General features: G+C 48.2%; 15 protein-coding genes and 1 pseudogene. 6 read left to right on the forward strand and 10 right to left on the reverse strand.

Translation table 11 applies throughout. The features are described from left to right. Positions 1–35 precede the first annotated feature (35 nt). On the reverse strand, positions 36–1,289 hold the full coding sequence (locus tag ACQ4MX_RS13255) for an extracellular solute-binding protein (protein WP_431091050.1): 1,254 nt from the start codon (positions 1,287–1,289) through the stop codon (positions 36–38). 490 nt (positions 1,290–1,779) lie between these two features. Here ACQ4MX_RS13255 and ACQ4MX_RS13260 point away from each other — a divergent pair, with 490 nt between their 5' ends. The 3 genes from ACQ4MX_RS13260 (at position 1,780) to ACQ4MX_RS13270 (ending at position 8,492) form a co-directional block, all read left to right on the forward strand. Further along, the gene (locus tag ACQ4MX_RS13260) at positions 1,780–3,954 is read left to right on the forward strand and encodes a glycoside hydrolase family 3 N-terminal domain-containing protein (protein ID WP_431091323.1); all 2,175 of its coding nucleotides are present in this window, start codon (positions 1,780–1,782) and stop codon (positions 3,952–3,954) included. A 13-nt stretch (positions 3,955–3,967) separates the two neighbouring features. After that, positions 3,968–7,408 carry a GH36-type glycosyl hydrolase domain-containing protein gene (locus ACQ4MX_RS13265; RefSeq protein WP_431091324.1) on the forward strand — a complete coding sequence of 1,147 codons (3,441 nt, stop codon included), beginning with the start codon at positions 3,968–3,970 and terminating at the stop codon, positions 7,406–7,408. Between the two features lie 79 nt (positions 7,409–7,487). Beyond that, on the forward strand, positions 7,488–8,492 hold the full coding sequence (locus ACQ4MX_RS13270) for a LacI family DNA-binding transcriptional regulator (RefSeq protein WP_431091325.1): 1,005 nt from the start codon (positions 7,488–7,490) through the stop codon (positions 8,490–8,492). Positions 8,493–8,590: 98 nt separating this feature from the next. On the opposite strand, the gene ACQ4MX_RS13275 is transcribed toward ACQ4MX_RS13270, so the two are convergent. The 6 genes from ACQ4MX_RS13275 to ACQ4MX_RS13300 form a co-directional block, all read right to left on the reverse strand. Then, positions 8,591–9,268, reverse strand: a complete 678-nt coding sequence (locus ACQ4MX_RS13275; RefSeq protein WP_431091326.1) for a hypothetical protein — start codon at positions 9,266–9,268, stop codon at positions 8,591–8,593. 95 nt (positions 9,269–9,363) lie between these two features. Then, positions 9,364–10,587, reverse strand: coding sequence for a stalk domain-containing protein (locus ACQ4MX_RS13280; protein WP_431091051.1), 1,224 nt, complete (start codon positions 10,585–10,587; stop codon positions 9,364–9,366). Positions 10,588–10,941: 354 nt separating this feature from the next. Further along, positions 10,942–11,427 carry a cytochrome c biogenesis protein CcdC gene (locus ACQ4MX_RS13285; protein ID WP_431091052.1) on the reverse strand — a complete coding sequence of 162 codons (486 nt, stop codon included), beginning with the start codon at positions 11,425–11,427 and terminating at the stop codon, positions 10,942–10,944. 39 nt (positions 11,428–11,466) lie between these two features. Continuing rightward, positions 11,467–12,234, reverse strand: a complete 768-nt coding sequence (locus tag ACQ4MX_RS13290; protein ID WP_431091053.1) for an ABC-2 transporter permease — start codon at positions 12,232–12,234, stop codon at positions 11,467–11,469. Beyond that, on the reverse strand, positions 12,231–12,944 hold the full coding sequence (locus ACQ4MX_RS13295; protein WP_431091054.1) for an ABC transporter ATP-binding protein: 714 nt from the start codon (positions 12,942–12,944) through the stop codon (positions 12,231–12,233). Before ACQ4MX_RS13295 ends, ACQ4MX_RS13290 begins: the two co-directional genes overlap by 4 nt. Further along, entirely contained in the window at positions 12,941–13,354 is a 414-nt protein-coding gene (locus tag ACQ4MX_RS13300) for a GntR family transcriptional regulator (protein WP_431091056.1), read from the reverse strand. Before ACQ4MX_RS13300 ends, ACQ4MX_RS13295 begins: the two co-directional genes overlap by 4 nt. A 214-nt stretch (positions 13,355–13,568) precedes the next feature. Here ACQ4MX_RS13300 and ACQ4MX_RS13305 point away from each other — a divergent pair, with 214 nt between their 5' ends. Together ACQ4MX_RS13305 and ACQ4MX_RS13310 are read left to right on the forward strand one after the other, a co-directional pair. Continuing rightward, entirely contained in the window at positions 13,569–14,153 is a 585-nt protein-coding gene (locus ACQ4MX_RS13305; protein ID WP_431091057.1) for a hypothetical protein, read from the forward strand. A 225-nt stretch (positions 14,154–14,378) separates the two neighbouring features. Further along, positions 14,379–14,964, forward strand: a pseudogene (locus ACQ4MX_RS13310) (GNAT family N-acetyltransferase). On the opposite strand, the gene ACQ4MX_RS13315 reads toward ACQ4MX_RS13310, so the two are convergent. After that, positions 14,896–15,210: a hypothetical protein gene (locus ACQ4MX_RS13315; RefSeq protein ID WP_431091059.1), complete on the reverse strand. Its 315-nt coding sequence runs from the start codon at positions 15,208–15,210 to the stop codon at positions 14,896–14,898. The pseudogene ACQ4MX_RS13310 and the gene ACQ4MX_RS13315 overlap by 69 nt on opposite strands. Before the next feature lie 187 nt (positions 15,211–15,397). On the opposite strand from ACQ4MX_RS13315, the gene ACQ4MX_RS13320 reads away from it, so the two are divergent. Further along, positions 15,398–16,219, forward strand: coding sequence for an alpha/beta fold hydrolase (locus ACQ4MX_RS13320; RefSeq protein WP_431091061.1), 822 nt, complete (start codon positions 15,398–15,400; stop codon positions 16,217–16,219). 128 nt (positions 16,220–16,347) lie between these two features. On the opposite strand, the gene ACQ4MX_RS13325 is transcribed toward ACQ4MX_RS13320, so the two are convergent. Next, positions 16,348–16,563, reverse strand: coding sequence for a cold-shock protein (locus tag ACQ4MX_RS13325; protein WP_013308357.1), 216 nt, complete (start codon positions 16,561–16,563; stop codon positions 16,348–16,350). Between the two features lie 131 nt (positions 16,564–16,694). Then, the gene (gene cspD, locus ACQ4MX_RS13330) at positions 16,695–16,895 is read right to left on the reverse strand and encodes a cold-shock protein CspD (RefSeq protein ID WP_013308356.1); all 201 of its coding nucleotides are present in this window, start codon (positions 16,893–16,895) and stop codon (positions 16,695–16,697) included. Positions 16,896–16,914: the final 19 nt, after the last annotated feature.

Raw genomic sequence — 16,914 nt, forward strand, 5'->3', positions numbered from 1 at the left:
CCTTCACTCCCTTTGACAATGACGGATACGGATCATTATTTTTTCATAATACTTGCAGCTTGCTGGTTAAAGTCATCCATTTCCTTCTGTGCGTCGGCTTGACCACGGTAAATGCGTTCGAAGCTCTTGATGAATTGCTGAGAAACCTCTTCCCATGCTGCCAGTTGCGGTAATGCTGCGGAATGATCGAGCTGCTTACGAATCGTTTGCAGCATCGGATCATTCTTCAGTCTTGCATCTTCCCATGACTTGGTAGCGGCAGGCAGGGTACTGGACAGCTCCATCCATTTCAGTTGCGTTTCCGGTTTACTCATGAAAGCCAAGAACTTGGCCGATTCCTCTGGATGCTTGCTAAACTGCATAATCGAAAGATTCGATCCGCCTAAAACAGACAGGTTGTTTAATTTGCCAGGAAGCTCGGCTACATTCCATTTTCCATCCAGCTCAGGTGCTTTGCTCTTGATTTCTCTAATCATGAAAGGACCGCTGATAAACATAGGAACGATACCATCACCTTGCAATCCCTGAACGGAATCTATCCCAAGATCGAGGGCATTGGAGCCGTTTTGGAAAAAGGTGTTCAAATACTTCACAGCTTCTACAAACGGTGGCTGGTTGAACAGCGGATTGCCCTGCTCATCGACCAGCTTGGAGCCGTTCTGAAGAGCGAACATAAAGCCCAGAGACTGCTCTTTCGCATTAATGGCAATACCATACTTGCCTTTGCCACGCGCTGCCAGCTTTTGAGCAGCGTCAGAAAGTTCTTCCCACGTTTTTGGTGCTTCCTTATATCCAACTTGCTTCAATAGATCTGAACGGTAGAATAAAATTTTCGTTTCGGTATACCAGGGAACGCCTACAGGTTTTCCCTCAAATTTTGCCGTATCCACAGCACCCGGGAAGAAATTCTTCGATTCCAGCTCAGGATATTTGCTGATATAAGGGGTGATGTCTGTCAATGCACCCGCAGACGCAAGTTCCGGAACCCATGATGTACCCAACTGAACCACATCCGGACCGGATTTGGAAGCAACTGCTGTCAGTAGCTTATCGTGAGCGTTATCCCAAGGCAGTGCCTGCACATCTACATGAATATCAGGATTTTCCTTTTCAAAATCCTTTGCAATCTCAGGCAGCAGCTTTCCTTCCGCCCCCATGCCCCATAGTGTAATCGTCGTTTTTCCATTCGCATCCTTACCGGATGATTCATCCTTGGATGAACAGCCTGCCAACGCGCCCCCCAGTAATAAGGTGCTTGCCAAAATGATCCCTAACGTTCTTTTCATCATAGAAATTCCTCCCGAGATGACCGGCTTACCGATCATGCAAATATGATAGCGGATCCAATTACACACATTAAAGCATACAATGTTTAAAGCCAATTAAAGCCTGTCGTTATAGAAAATATGTGGAAAGAATAAGGACCATACTCATCAATAGAAACGTTTCGATAGTCATTATAAAACAAATTGAAACCGTATTCAATAGGGATATTATTTTTTATTCGTCCAGAATCATGCCTCATTTTCTTTCATTTCATCTATAAATCGTTGTTTTTCAGGTAAAATAACCCTCCATTTCGATTTGACTCTCTATTTGAAAGCGTATATAATCCAACTGAGTTCAACAATAGAAACGTTTCGACTAATAATACAACAGGATATTAAGCTTCTATGTAAAGTATTAGCCTGTTCGTCGCTTCTTTGAATCATTCTTAACACAAAATCTCATGGATCTGAAAAAGAAAGCTGCTACCAGAGCAGCTTACGGAGGATTATGATGGAACAACAACTGAATTCCTACCTGCAAAATATGACGCTTGAAGAAAAAGTCGATCAATTGCTCCAACTTGTGGGAGCCTTTTTTGAAGATGCGGAAACAGACGGCCAAATTACGGGACCGATGGCATCTCTAGGGATCACAGAAGAAACGGTCCGTAACGTCGGATCGGTGCTAGGCATCGCAGGAGCCGAGGAAGCTATTCGTGTTCAGCAGGCACATTTGGGCAAAAATCGTTTGGGCATTCCGCTTCTCATTATGGCAGACATTGTACACGGCTTCAAAACGATTTTTCCCATACCGCTGGCTATTGGCTGTTCATGGAATGTGCAGCTCGCAGAAGAGAGCGCTACCATTGCTGCCAGAGAAGCTTCCGTGTCCGGTGTTCATGTTACCTTTGCCCCGATGGTGGACCTGGTGCGTGACCCACGTTGGGGCCGTGTAATGGAATCTACAGGGGAAGACCCTTACCTCAATAGTGTATTTGCCCGTGCTTTCGTACGCGGTTTTCAAGGCAAAGACCTGACAAACGATACGGACCGGGTGGCGGCGTGCGTGAAGCATTTTGCTGCATATGGCGCAGGCGAAGGCGGACGGGATTACAATACCGTCGATCTGTCTGCATGGCAGTTGCGCGAGTATTATCTCCCTTCCTACAAAGCTGCGTTAGATGAAGGCTGCGAGATGGTGATGACTTCCTTCAACACCGTAGAGGGTGTAGCTGCGACGGGCAACAAACGCCTGATGCGCGATTTGCTTCGCGACGAGTGGGGCTTTGACGGTGTGCTCATCTCGGATTGGGCCGCCATCAAGGAGCTTATTCCCCACGGCATTGCCGAGGATGAGCGCGAGGCAGCACAGAAAGCATTGCTGGCAGGCGTAGATATTGAAATGATGACCTCCTGCTATAACGGGCATCTGCCTGAACTGATTCGTAGCGGACAGTTAGATGAAGCGCTCGTTGATGAAGCGGTCATGCGCGTATTGAAGCTTAAGCAAAAGCTGGGCTTGTTCGACAATCCGCTACGTGGCGCAGACCCTGAGCGGGAACGTGAAGTCGTGTTCTGCGAAGCTCACCGGGCAGTTGCCAAGGAATTGGCGATCAAATCATGCGTGCTGCTCAAAAACGATTCCGTTCTTCCATTGAATCGCGGTCAGCATATCGCGCTGATCGGGCCTTTTGCAGAGAGCGGTGATATTCTTGGCTCCTGGTCGTGGAGCGGTTCGCAAGAAGAAGCTGTTCAAGTCATTGATGGGTTCAAATCGAAAATATCCTCCTCGCTGCTCTCGGTAGCGACTGGATGCTCTATAGATGAAATATCCGAAGAACAATATGCAGAAGCGCTGCAAGCTGCCAGCCAGGCAGAGGTCATCGTACTGGCGCTCGGCGAGCGTTCGGATATGAGTGGTGAAGCGGGCAGCCGCTCGGATATTCGCCTGCCACAAGCCCAACTGGAGCTGGTAAAACGCCTAAAGACGCTGAACAAGCCTATGGTAGCCGTGCTGTTCAATGGTCGTCCACTGGATTTGCACGGTGTCATTGAAGAGGCCGATGCCGTACTGGAAGCCTGGTTCCCCGGCGGTGAAGGCGGCGCGGCGATTGCCGATCTGCTGTACGGCGATGCCGAACCAACGGGCCGTCTGACGATGTCCTTTCCGCAATCGGTGGGGCAGGTGCCTGTGTACTACAATCATTTTAATACAGGTCGTCCGCAGCTGGACCCGAATACAAAAGAACGCTACGTCTCCCAATACCTAGACGTACCGAATGAACCTTTATTCCCGTTTGGCTATGGCTTGAGTTATACAAAAGTAGCCTATGATAGCGTACAGCTTTCCAGCGACACCCTCAATCCCGGTCAAGCACTGACCGTGAAGGTACGGGTAACGAACACAGGAACACGTCCTGTCGAGGAAACGGTTCAATTCTATATCCGTGATATCAGCGGAGATACGGTTCGCCCGATGAAAGAGCTGAAAGATTTCCGCAAGGTTCTTCTTGCCCCGGGCGAAAGCCGGGAAGTGGAATTTGCATTGATCGAGACTCAACTGCGCTATCACCATGCAGACCTGAGCTTTGATAGTGACAGCGGTGAATTCGCCGTCTTTACAGGACCTAACAGCCGAGATACTACCGAAGGACGTTTTCGTTTAGTGAAAGAAACAGGAAAGTGAGGCGTAACCTTTGATGAATACAAGTCTGGATCAAAATATTTTGCTGCGGGCAGGAGACCTGTCATTCACCTTCTTGAGCAGCGGTGATGTATACAAAATTGCCCACGGCTCAACCATGATCAATCAACTGCTGACCAATTCCGTCGACGGTTCCCTGAATAACCTGTACTTGCGACTGTACCGTCCGTCCGGCGTCAGCATCACTCCCCTGCTTGGAGTCCGTTCACCCGGAGTTGTACAACAAACGGATCAACAGATTATTTGGGAAGGCATTACGTCAGGTGTCGGCTATCAGGTGACATTCACGCTAAGCCGTCTCGGGGTATGGTTTTGGGATGTAACTTTACAGGGCGATGACGTGGAAGCTGATATCGTGTACGGTCAGGATATCGGCATTGCGGATACAGCGGCTGTACGCAGTAATGAAGCTTATCTGTCTCAATATATCGACCATACCGTCTACCATGACGAACAAAGAGGCTATACGGTTTGTTCCCGTCAAAACCAGCCGCAAAGTCAGGTATTCCCTTACATCCAGCAAGGCTCGCTGACCCGCACCGTCGGTTATTCGACGGACGGATTTCAATTCTTTGGGCTTTCGTACAAAGAAACAAACGAGCCGGAAGCACTGCGCCGTGATTCGCTCGCCAATGAAGTGTACCAGTACGAATTCGCCTATACGGCGCTGCAATCCGAGCGGGTAAAGCTCGCCGGGGAAGCACGCTTTACCTTTTACGGCCTGTTCCAACCCAATCATCCGACTGCCGTTACAAAGCTGGAGTACCAGGAACTGGTGACGAAAGCACGCGAAGAAGTATCGACTATTCTGGAGACTGCTTCCGACACCGCCATCCCGGTGCACGTCACAAGCCGTCTCCAGGCTGGGCGTGTAGCTCCAGCCCAGAACATCGGGGAGCCGCTGCGCACGCTGGATATGACCGCAGCCGAGCTGGATCAGCTCTTCCCGAAACGACAGGAAGAAGAACATGACGGCGACACGTTGCTTTCCTTTTTCACGGACAGCTATGAACATGTCGTACTCAAATCCAAAGAGCTTCGTGTAGAGCGTCCCCACGGACATATTTTAATGGGCGGGCATTACGCTGGAGGTAAGGAAGAAACCATTACAACCACCTCCTATATGTACGGAGTGTTCAACTCCCAGCTTGTAATTGGCAACACGAATTTCAATAAAATGATCACAAACGCGCGTAATGCGCTCAATATTCCAAAAACATCCGGCCAGCGTATCTATGTCGGAATCGATGGGAAATACCGTCTGCTCACGATGCCTTCCCTGTTCGAGATCGGCTTTAACTATGTGCGCTGGTATTACAAAACCGCTGACGATACGCTCATCATTACGAACCATACTAACGCCGATACGCCTGAAGTACAGCTTCACGTGCGCTCGGCAAGCGGCAAAGCCTATCCGTTCCTCGTGACTCAGCAAATGTCCATGCATGTGAACGAATATGAGCTTCCGTTCCATATGGAACGGGATGGCGAGGCCCTGCTCTTCCGCGCAGACCCATCCTCCCTGAGCGCCGAAGCCTATCCGGACCTGTTGTACCGGATGCAGGTACAAGGCGCTCCGTTACAGCAAGTGAGCGACGCTCACGCACTGCTACAGGGTACAGCCTCCCCTGATGCATCTCTGGTCGTGCTGGAGCTGGGTGACAGCAGCGAATGGACCTGCACCGTGCAAGGCTGGCTGCATGGACATTCGGCCGGGAAGGGCCAAGCACACGCGGAACGCAATGCCTCTTTTGAGGCTGGGCGCGAGCGCTATCGGCAATATTTTGCCGGACTAATGAACGGCTTCCATCTGACGCATAGCGGACATGAAACCAGCGAGCTGTTCCGTGTGAATGCGGTAGCCTGGTGGTATACCCACAATATGCTCGTCCACTATTCTGTGCCTCATGGTCTGGAGCAATACGGTGGTGCAGCTTGGGGAACACGCGATGTATGTCAGGGCCCGGTGGAATATTTTTCAGCCGTACAAAAGTTTGACGAAGTCCGTTCCATTCTGCTGACCGTGTTCAGCCATCAGTACGAGGATAGCGGAAACTGGCCGCAATGGTTTATGTTCGACAACTATACTCGCGTTCAACAAGAAGAGAGCCACGGTGATATTATCGTCTGGCCGCTCAAGGTACTGGGAGATTATTTGACCGCTACCCGGGATTACAGTATTCTGGAAGAAAATGTACCCTACACCAACCGACATACTTTTGATTATACAAAACAAACCGCGACCCTCATGGAACACGCGATGAAGGAAATCGAATATATTCGAGCGAATTTCCTTCATGACACACATTTATCCGCCTACGGCGACGGCGATTGGGATGACACGCTCCAGCCAGCCAACGCTCAACTGAAGCAATACATGGCGAGCAGTTGGACCGTTGCACTCACCTATCAGGTGGTTCGCAACTTTGCTACTGCACTGGAGCAAGCCCCGGCAGGCGTCATAAGCGAAGCCGCCGAGATCGCACAGGAGCTGCAACAGATGGCCGAAGGCATCCGCAAGGACTTCAACCGCTACATGCTGGAGAGCGGTATTATCCCAGGCTTCGTGTATATGGAAGAGCCTGGTCAGCCCAAGCTGATGCTCCATCCGTCCGATACGGAGACGGGGATTCACTACCGCTTGCTGCCGATGACACGCAGCATGATCAGCCAGCTGCTCACGCCGGAACAAGCATTGGCTCATGAGCAGCTCATCCGCGAGCAATTCCTGTGCCCGGATGGCGTGCGTCTGATGAACCGCCCCGCACAGTACGATGGTGGCGTGAGCTCGCACTTCAAGCGCGCAGAGCAAGCGGCCAACTTCGGACGCGAGGTCGGGCTGCAATATGTGCATGCCCATATCCGCTTCGCGGAAGCCATGGCCAAGCTCGGTCGCAAAGATGACGCCTGGCACAGCCTGAAGCTCATCAACCCAGTTGGCATTCGAGCGTCCGTACCAAACGCCGAATGGCGTCAGAGCAACGCGTATTTCAGCAGCTCGGACGGCAAATTTAATACCCGCTACGAAGCACAAGAGCGGTTTGGTGAACTGCGTGAAGGAGCCGTTCCTGTCAAAGGCGGCTGGAGAATCTATTCCAGCGGTCCAGGGATTTATATGAATCAGCTCATTTCAAATGTCCTTGGTATCCGTCAGTCGGGCGAAGACCTGATCCTGGACCCTGTACTTCCGGATGATCTTGACGGACTGGAATTTGAATTTTCCTTTGCCGGGAAACCCGTTACCTTCATCTATCGCATGCCACAAGAGCATAGCAGCAGTGAGCAAGGCCGCGCGGTACTGAACGGAACACCGCTGGAAAGCGAGCCAGCCGATGACAATCGCTACCGTTCAGGTGCCCTGCGCATCAAGCGCAAGAATTTCGAGCAGGCGCTAGCGGAACATGACGGTGTACACCGTCTGGAGATTATTTTATAAATCAGGCATAGGCAACAAAGCGATGGCGATCTTGCGGGATCGCCCTTTGCTGCTTGCCCGTCAAGAAGGAGGAAACGATGTGGTCAGCATTAAAGATATCGCCAAACAGGCGGGCGTTTCCATATCTACCGTTTCATACGCTTTGAACGGCAGTGATAAGGTAACGGAAGAGACCTGCGCACGTATTTTAGCCATTGCCAAAGAGCTTAACTATGTGCCGAATGCCGCCGCACGTAATCTTAAAAAAAGGGAAACCAAAATTATTGGCGTCTTCCTGACCGATTTCCGTGGAGACGTTTATGGAGATTTGCTGTATGGCATCAAGGAGATTTTGAACCGAAAAGACTATGACCTTATCGTATGCAGCGGCAAGCAATCTCACCGAATGCTGCCGGAGCGCATGATCGATGGAGCCATCATACTGGATCAGACGTTCGATAGTCAGGAACTGCTAAACTACGCCGAGCGTGGGCATAAAATTGTCGTACTTGACCGCGAGTTAAACCATCCTAACATTAACCAGGTACTGCTGGATAACAAAGCTGGTGCCGCTCTCGCGGTGGAGCATCTGCTGGAAATGGGACACCGCAAGCTGTATGTTGTCACCGGACCAGACGGCTCTTATGATTCATGGCAGCGTATGCAGGCGGTCAAGCAGACGATTGAGCGCAGCGGCACCGCTGAATTGATCGAGATTGGCGGCGATTTTGAGAAATCGGGCGGCGAACAGGCGGCCGAGATCATTTTGCAGCAACATGTCAGCCCGGATTCGGGACCCGTCGCAGTATTCTGTCTCAATGATGAGATGGCAGTAGGCTTTTACAATCGAATGGCTCAGTCGGAGCTTACCATCGGCAAGGACATTCATATCGTCGGCTTTGATAATATCGAGCTGGCACAATATATTCAGCCCCGTCTGACAACCATTGATTACTCCAAACGTAAATGGGGCGCAGTAGCTGCCGGACAAGTTCTTAAAATCATTGCCGGGGAAGACGTGGAGCATGAACGGCTGTACGTTACACTCGTCCAAAGGGAATCCGCATGCGTAGCATTTAGCAATCCACATCAACAGAATGCCTGATGAACGCCGCAGAAGCCCCATTTACACGCTATCCTGCAAAAAAAGAACTTCCACTGCCCGGAACACGGGTTGGAAGTTCTTTTAGTCATGCTTATTTTTCAACCTAACCAATCCTCAAGCAAATTCATCAACGACCGTAAGGGATTGCCAATCGCCTGACCCGTCTCCAGTTCCACCTGCAATGCAGCATCAACCATAGATAACTGCGCCACAGCCAGCGTTCTGTCTGGATCAGCCTCTCTCAGTTCATGCAATGCACGGACCAGCACTTCCATATATTCGTCTTTGCGACCTTGCATAATCAGTTCAAAAGCGTGCTCCACCACCTTGACCTCTACCAACGAAGAGATATCTGGCTTACCTAACCGGGCCGCTATATGATAAAGACGTTTCATCGTCCCCTCTACCGTAGCCTGATTCGTAAATACCAAGGTTTGTGGCAACGGATCATCGCATATCTCATGGAAAAAGGGCTCATCCAGCGTTATCACAGGTGTGGGCATTGTCAATTGAACCTTTTCCGCGAAGACTATATAATTTGTGCACGTAATCAAAATTACATCTACGCCACTTTGAGCCATCCATTCCAGTTGCTCTTCTACCTTCCGACTGGCATCCGCCGCCGAGAAGTCTGGATCAGATGAAACTCTGTACATGAGTGCAGGGTCCACAAAATGCTCCAGTTCCACCTCATAAAGGGCAAAAGCCCGTTCCACATAGGCAATGTTCGAGTGATGCGCATGCAGACAGCCTACCCTCTGTTTAAAATTCCCCATCATCCCATCCCCACTCATCATGTTTCCATCATTTTAGCAGGGAAAGGGTAGTTGAGGAATCACCTTAAGTATCAGTCATACCGTGAATGTCGTTTTTAAAACTTGCCGTTCGTATTTTTCCACTCTGCTTGAGGCGGAACGTTCTGGAGTACATCCCAATGCTCTGCCACTTTGCCGTTCTCTACACGCCACATATCATAGACAGCAGTCGTGTTCCCCTCAGGTGATTTGGTTTCGCTCACAGCCAGTACGAAGTTCCCTTCTCCAATGACCATATGCACCTTATCGTATCCAGAGGAATTTCCCTGGTTTCCATTTGCTGCGGGGAATAATTGCTTAATAACGGAAACACCGTCGCCAAAAAAGGAATTATGCTGAATGTAATGATCACCGTTAAAGTAGCTTTCCAGTGCGGCGCGGTTCTTACCCACCAGGATATCATCCACAAACTTGCGGATCAACTCTTTGTTCTTCTCGGTTTGGTTGCGATCTGTGATTTGTGTTGCTCCGTCAATCATCGTACGTCCGCTTGGATTGGCTGGAGCCGAGTCTTGAATGTTGTCCCAATGCTCAACGATTTTACCATTGCTATCGAAGCGGAAAATATCAAAGACAATGCTTGATTTCCCTGCAATGGACTCTTTATAATGAACCGCTACAAAGTTGCCATCCTGAATGACTCGATGGATTTCAACCTGTACATTGGCTCCTTTCATTTGGCTAATCCCTTGCAGCAAAGCGCCTCTCCCGCTGGCAAAGCTCAGATTGTGCTGAATGTACTGATCTTTGCTGATCCAAGTCTCAGCCGCTTTTGTATCTCCGGTTTCAAAGCTTTTCAGGATTTCAACGACCTTATCCTTATTGCTCACCCCGATTTGCACCGTTTGGCTGGTCGGGTCCCAAGTCACTTGCTTGCCCCATGCCTCCTTAACGACATCCACCGGAACATAGGTCACCCCTTGTTTGGTTAAAATCGTCGAAGTGGACAGTGGCACCTTAATTCCATTGATTTGCGCTTCCGGACTTCCTGATACCAGGACAACCGTCGCCTGATCATAACGAATGGTCGTGCTTTGACGGGCCGTATTGAACGTAATATGCTTGGAATCCAGCGGAATCCCCAAACTGGAGGCCAATTGTCTCAAAGGAATTAAGACCTGCTTATTTCTCACGATAGGAGCGATCTTGTAAGCTTCTTTCTTGCCATCTACCCAAACCTGGATACCTGTAGCGGGTTTTACCTCGGCAGCTAAAGCAGGCACAGCAGAAGACAGCACGAGCAAGCCAGCGAGTGCAGCGGTAACCGTATGTTTTTTCATGAATGTAAACCCCTCTCATCTTGTAAAATATTATAGAAAACGATTTCCTTATATGTAACTATTCGAGTTACAACTTACCACGAAAAAAAAGAATTTACAACATCCTACCCTATCCTTTAAACCCCGATGGATTCTTTTGAAACCTCAATGCCCCCTCCTTTCAAATTTTTTATATTTGCAGCCGGTAAAACAGCAAGCTACAACCTTAGAATAAAGGATACAGAGGTTAATAACAATGTATGTTTATGGGCTAACAGATGAATTTATGATGAAGCCATAAAGAAGCCGGTTCTATCACCAAGCGAATGAACGCTTTTGAACAGAAAACCCGCTTCTTTACACGACATATACCCTTTAGACCGATAACGTTCTCCGAAACTTAATGAAGCTCCCAATTCGCCAGATGGAGATATAGACGAGCGCCATCGTAATCGCCAATACACTAATCTCGGACGTACCCAAGCTGCTGAGATACTGGGTCAAAATAATGCGAATCAAGATAATGGCAATAATAATGTATTTAAAATATTTGTTCGGCTTGGGATAAATATGGCCGTCGTCCCGTCTCTCATATGCCGTATGCATCAGAATGACGTAACCAAACACCGCACCTAACAGCCCGGCAGCCAATAGCTCCCAAAAGGCGGGAAGCGCATGCGTTTGACCGGGAATATGCATCAATTGGTACACAGACATCATCATGAGTGGGAATGTGATAAACAACGGGAGCAAAAGACGGACTCCGTTTCCTTTTACCGGTCCCCCTCGTCTTTTGGTTCTCAACCAGATCATCAGCCCCACCAAAACAGCCAACAATGCATAGATGAATATCGTCGTCATGGTGAAACTCCTTTCCTATATATATCTTTTGAGACGATGCTAAATCGACAGTTTTTTCTCCAGCAAATAAGCGTTCAGCCGGATTATTGCATATGCAGCAACCCAACTGATCAACACCGCAACCGGGAAATGCCAAGTAAAAGGAAACCATTGCCCTGTCTGAACATGGTCAAACTGCTCATAAAGCCCCTGATCACCTGACCAATAAAAGACACTCCCGCCACCCATCAACACAATCCAGAGAATCGGGCTAATCGGTCTCCATGTGCTGAATTTTGTACTAACTGTAAGCAGACCAAGCGCAATAACAAACGGGGTAAAAGCGATAATCATCACAAACCAGTTCAATCCGGCTATGATAAAGGACGCTGCATCCGCAAACGTGTAAGGCTGTATGGTCGACGAGATGAACAGCGCGTACAGGGAACCCACCACAAACAGGAGCAATATCACGACAATAGTTTGTAAAATAGTAGCAATCCATTTGGCGCTTATCAGCCACATGCGCGGATAGGGCAGGGTCAGCCACCATCCGTAGGTGTCATTCTCCCATTCTCTTCTCAGACTTCCCACACCCATGAAAATGATCATGTACGGCAAGCCCAGGGTGACATACCACAGCCTTGTCAATTCGAGTTGGTTGTGAAGCGCGAAATACAAGGAAATAACGAACGCCACAATTAGAAATAGTGAGAAATATACAAGTCTCCACGATCTGGGCAGTCGATTGCGGCTCTGCTTTCTCCAGCTTCCTTTATTTCGAAATTCATGGCGTATCAAATCTTTGAACAGCCCTGTTGAATTCACGCCTTCCACTCCCTTTTGTACAAATTGCGGAACACCTGATTCAGTGATCCATGCTCTCCACGTAGATCATCCGAATCACCGGACCATATCACCCGCCCGTGGTCCATCATCACCGTGTAATCAAATAAGCCTTCCACTTCCTGAATATCATGCGTACTCATAAGTATGGATTGCTGCCGATCCTCCAAATAATCAATAATACCAGCCACGATTGCTTCTCTGGAAAGGACATCAATGCCGGCAAACGGTTCATCCAGAATCATAAGCGGAACCTCACGCGCCAGACACAGAATCAGCAGCACACGTGCCTCCTGCCCGCGGCTCAACCCGGCCATTTTCAACTCCAGCTCCACGTCCATATGATCAGCCAGCTTATGCGCATCCTTCATATTAAAGCCGGGCAAAAAGGACTGTCCCCACTCCAGTGTCTGCTGCACCGTATGATTGGGGTACCAGCGAGCCCGGTCAGGCAGGTAGGATATGCCACGGTTGGTTTCCCAGCCGGGCTTTTGCCCCAGCACCTCAAGACTGCCTCCGTCTGGCTGAATCAATCCGGTGATCGCCCGAAAAAAGCTGGACTTACCGCAGCCATTGGGCCCAAGCACCCCTACAATGCGGCCCGCAGGAATGACGACATCCAATTGATCCAGCGCCTTTTTACTGCCATATTGCTTCGTGATATGGTTCGCAACCACAATAGATTCTGTCATGCCCCTTCGCCTCCTTCCTCATCATTCCCGTTCTGTTTGCTTGCTATATACCGCTGTACATCCTTCCATGACAGCCCCAGACTGCTCATCTGTCCCAGGAACTGATCTATATACGTCAGGGCCAGTTGTTCCCGAAAATTGTCTACCCGCTCACTGGACGACGTAACATAGGTTCCCAAGCCGCGCCGCTTCTCGGTCAGTCCGTCCCGCTCCAGCTCCTGATAAGCCCGCATCACTGTATTCGGATTCATACGCAATTCCTGTGCCAGATCACGAACGGACGGCATTTTGCTTCCCATTTCAATCTCCCCTTTGGCAATGGAGCTTCGTACCTGATTTAATATCTGTTCATATAATGGCTGGCTAAAATCAATTAAAAACCGAAGCGAGCCAACCCGTTGCTCTTCCATGGGTGTTTCCCCCTAATCCGCTGCATCTATCGTGCATGTAGTGTATTATATCACTTAATACACATAACACAAGTATATTTTCAGTTGAAATTTTAGTCATGCCGTTCAAAACCTATTCAGCAAATGCTCAGCTTGCGCTCAGACAGCATTCAAGTTCATATCTTATGATAAGTCTCGTACCAAACAAACCATAACCGAAAGGTGGAAAATGAAGATGAAGAACACCAAGAAAGCGATTTTGGCAGGAACGATGGCATTGGCATTTTTAGGAGGTGGAGCACTGTACTCCACTGGCGCAGCCCATGCTGCTTCAACTACACCTGAGAAGGCTCCAATTGTAGACAAAACTCAGGCACCTAAAGGTAACCCTGGCGACGCTAACGGTCCTGCCATCGTAGGGGGAAATTTTGCTGAGAACAAGGCTCTTCTGAAAGTATTGAAATTGTCCTCCAGCGAGTTGAATACACAGTTAAAATCAGGCAAGACACTCGCAGCAATTGCTAAAGCACAAGGCGTAAGCGTAGATTCTGTTATTGATGTGCTTGTTTCGGATCTGAAAGCGAAACTGGCCACTGAAAAACAAAACAGCAAAATTACAGCAACTGAATATGACCAACGTGTCTCCAACCTGAAGAAAATGGTTACGGATTTGGTAAACGGCGTTAAGCCGTCCAAGCCACCAGTAGAAGCAGGTAAAACAGATGCAGCTAAAGCTCCTGCTAAAGCAGATGCAGCCAAAGCTCCTGTTAAAGCTGAAGCTAACAAGGCTCCAGTTTTCCAAAAAGCTTTAGCTCAATAATTCACATTCATAGAACCATTTGTTAATCAAACATAGCCACCCCATGTTAAATAAATCCCCATCCGGCTTCCCTGTACGGATAGAGGAGTAGATAAGCCTGTCCCCCTGCTGCTTTACGGTAGAAGGAGACAGGCTTATTTTTCTTTTACCAAGACAATATGTGGTAGACTAGCTTGGTCAAGAGGTAGCATTTCTAAATCCAATTTCAAACCAAAGGAGTATGTAATGAAAACCAACCAACAGGAATTTGATGTGAAGGGAATAAGCTATATTATTAGATCTGCCATGGATAAAGATGCGAAGAGTTTGTCTGAAATCCGGGTGCAGATTGATGGAGAGACTGAAAATTTAGACAGAGAACAAGGCGAGGCCTTCATAGATACACCCGGTTTTGAACGGCTCATTGAAACAGATACCCGGAATAGCCGAAATCTTTTTTAGTCGCTGTAGTTCATGATAAAATCGTTGGATTTTCAAGATGTGAAGGACATTCTCTGAGCAGAACCTCTCATAAAGTAGAATTTGGAGTATGCGTTCTAAAGGAATACATGTTTTAGAAACCAATGATAAAGCTATTGAACTCTATAAAAGGTTTGGCTTCGAAATCGAAGGAATATTAAAAAACGATAAATTTCTTGCTGACGGTAAATACTACAACACCATCATCATGGGGAGATTTAGGGAGTTAAAAAAAAGACCCTGTATTATCAGGATCTTTTATCATTTCATTGCCGGGTGTAACTTAGTAGCGATAATCATCATAGGAGTTACGGTCTTGTTGAGCTGCTGTAACCATCAAAAATATACCTGAAAGCAAATGCATCAACCATCCCACGAACGGAATCCATCCGACAACAGAGGTCACAATGCCCAAGATAGATCCATAATAGGCCTCCTTGTTTACCACAGATAGCACTAATGTAACGATATGGAAAATCATCATAAAGAACAACACGGTATACACGGAGTTTACGACGATGAGTCCGCCCAAAACAGGAATAGCTAAAAATAGCTCTAAACCGCCTGTAATCCATTTTAAAGTTGTTGATGGTGCCATGGTTCCACTCTCCCGTTGCTATTTCATCCCATCATTATATCTTATCGCTATGCGGGATGACATACATTTTTTAACAATCAATATGTTTAAATCGTGACTGCTGCTATCCCTTTTTCGAATGAGCTAAGCCCTGACTACATATATGTGAGAAAGAACGAATTTTTGTGACTCCAAAGGGGTGAACGCATTGGGATATTATATCGAGGTGGAACGAGGTGTCAATCTGTATGTGGAAGATACAGGAGCCGGCATCCCCGTTCTAATGGTGCATGGCTGGCCACTGGATCATCGAATGTACGAATATCAGGTAGCTCTGCTGCCTTCCTACGGGTATCGCTGTATTCAGGTGGATCTTAGGGGGTTCGGCAGGTCCGACCGACCATGGCAAGGCTACAACTATGATCGACTAGCAGACGATCTGTTGGCTGTCATTCAGGCGCTCCAGCTAAGACAGGTACGACTGATTGGTTTTTCCATGGGGGGAGCTATTGTTGTACGCTATATGAGCAGGCACCGGGGATTTGGCGTCGATCAGCTTATTCTGCTGGGAGCGGCTACGCCCCGTTTCACTCCATCCAGCGGCTTTCCTCAAGGCACTCCGGTCACGGAAGTGGATAAGCTCATCAAGCAAGCCTATACAGATCGACCGCAACTGGTCACTTCATTTGGCGAGCTATTGTTTGCCAACCCCGTCAGCCAGAGCTTTCGCGACTGGATACGTGATCAGGGCTTTGCAGCCTCTGTCCATAGCATGGCCTTCACTTTATATTCGCTGCGTGATTCTGATTTACGCCTGGATCTTCCGCATATCCGTGTACCTACCTGGATTTTACACGGGAAGCTTGATCAGGTCTGCCCTTTCCCACTGGCTGTAGAAACCCAAAAAGGAATTGCTGGGTCAAGGCTTATTCCTTTTGAACGAAGCGGTCATGCTGTATTTTACGATGCGCTCCCCGAATTTAATTCCACCTTACTGAGCATACTATCTCAACCTTCCCCCATGCCATAATCGGAGAACCAGGACATTCATATGTGCAAAAAAATAGCACCTTGCGGTGCGTTCTCCAAAAAAACAAAAAAGACGCCTCAGCGCCGTTAGCGGCTATGGGGCATCCTTCACTACAAACATATATCCAATTAGGATTGTTTGGTATGATTAAAGCTCGTATTATTCAAAACGGCCAGCTTTTTCTCGCCCTTCACCATGGCAGAACCGCAAATGGGGCATGTCGGCTCGACAGAAAAAGCGAAGTTATCCCGCATCCATCCGTTGCACGTATCGCTGGCGCAATTCCAGACAGTTGTAATTTCCTCAGGAATCTCATCCATTGGCTTTTTCCGTGAATTGTACATAAACATCCCTCTTTCTTCATGATTTATAAAGCGATAAGATGTAATCAGTTCAAAAACGGCCTTGTGAACAGATAAAAACAAATGCCCCAAACGCTATGTTCGGGGCATCTGAAGTAGGCTGTAATTTTAAATTACAGTTTTACAACGTTCTCAGCTTGTGGTCCACGGTTTCCTTCAACTACGTTGAATTCTACGCGTTGGCCTTCGTCCAAAGATTTGAAGCCGTCGCCTTGGATTGCGGAGAAGTGTACGAATACGTCGCTTCCACCTTCAACCTCGATGAAACCAAAACCTTTTTCTGCGTTAAACCATTTTACTGTACCTGTTTGCATGGAATTACCTCCAAAATGT

It is taken from the genome of Paenibacillus sp. 8b26 (assembly GCF_050626875.1).
Lineage (GTDB): Bacteria > Bacillota > Bacilli > Paenibacillales > Paenibacillaceae > Paenibacillus.

Coding starts and splice junctions, on each gene's coding strand:
- ACQ4MX_RS13305 (WP_431091057.1), top strand. CDS start 13,569: ATGAAGAACACCAAGAAAGCGATTTTGGCAGGAACGATGGCATTGGCA.
- ACQ4MX_RS13315 (WP_431091059.1), bottom strand. CDS start 15,210: ATGGCACCATCAACAACTTTAAAATGGATTACAGGCGGTTTAGAGCTA.
- ACQ4MX_RS13255 (WP_431091050.1), bottom strand. CDS start 1,289: ATGATGAAAAGAACGTTAGGGATCATTTTGGCAAGCACCTTATTACTG.
- ACQ4MX_RS13295 (WP_431091054.1), bottom strand. CDS start 12,944: ATGACAGAATCTATTGTGGTTGCGAACCATATCACGAAGCAATATGGC.
- ACQ4MX_RS13265 (WP_431091324.1), top strand. CDS start 3,968: ATGAATACAAGTCTGGATCAAAATATTTTGCTGCGGGCAGGAGACCTG.
- ACQ4MX_RS13260 (WP_431091323.1), top strand. CDS start 1,780: ATGGAACAACAACTGAATTCCTACCTGCAAAATATGACGCTTGAAGAA.
- ACQ4MX_RS13300 (WP_431091056.1), bottom strand. CDS start 13,354: ATGGAAGAGCAACGGGTTGGCTCGCTTCGGTTTTTAATTGATTTTAGC.
- ACQ4MX_RS13275 (WP_431091326.1), bottom strand. CDS start 9,268: ATGGGGAATTTTAAACAGAGGGTAGGCTGTCTGCATGCGCATCACTCG.
- ACQ4MX_RS13285 (WP_431091052.1), bottom strand. CDS start 11,427: ATGACGACGATATTCATCTATGCATTGTTGGCTGTTTTGGTGGGGCTG.
- ACQ4MX_RS13280 (WP_431091051.1), bottom strand. CDS start 10,587: ATGAAAAAACATACGGTTACCGCTGCACTCGCTGGCTTGCTCGTGCTG.
- cspD (WP_013308356.1), bottom strand. CDS start 16,895: ATGCAAACAGGTACAGTAAAATGGTTTAACGCAGAAAAAGGTTTTGGT.
- ACQ4MX_RS13325 (WP_013308357.1), bottom strand. CDS start 16,563: ATGTACAATTCACGGAAAAAGCCAATGGATGAGATTCCTGAGGAAATT.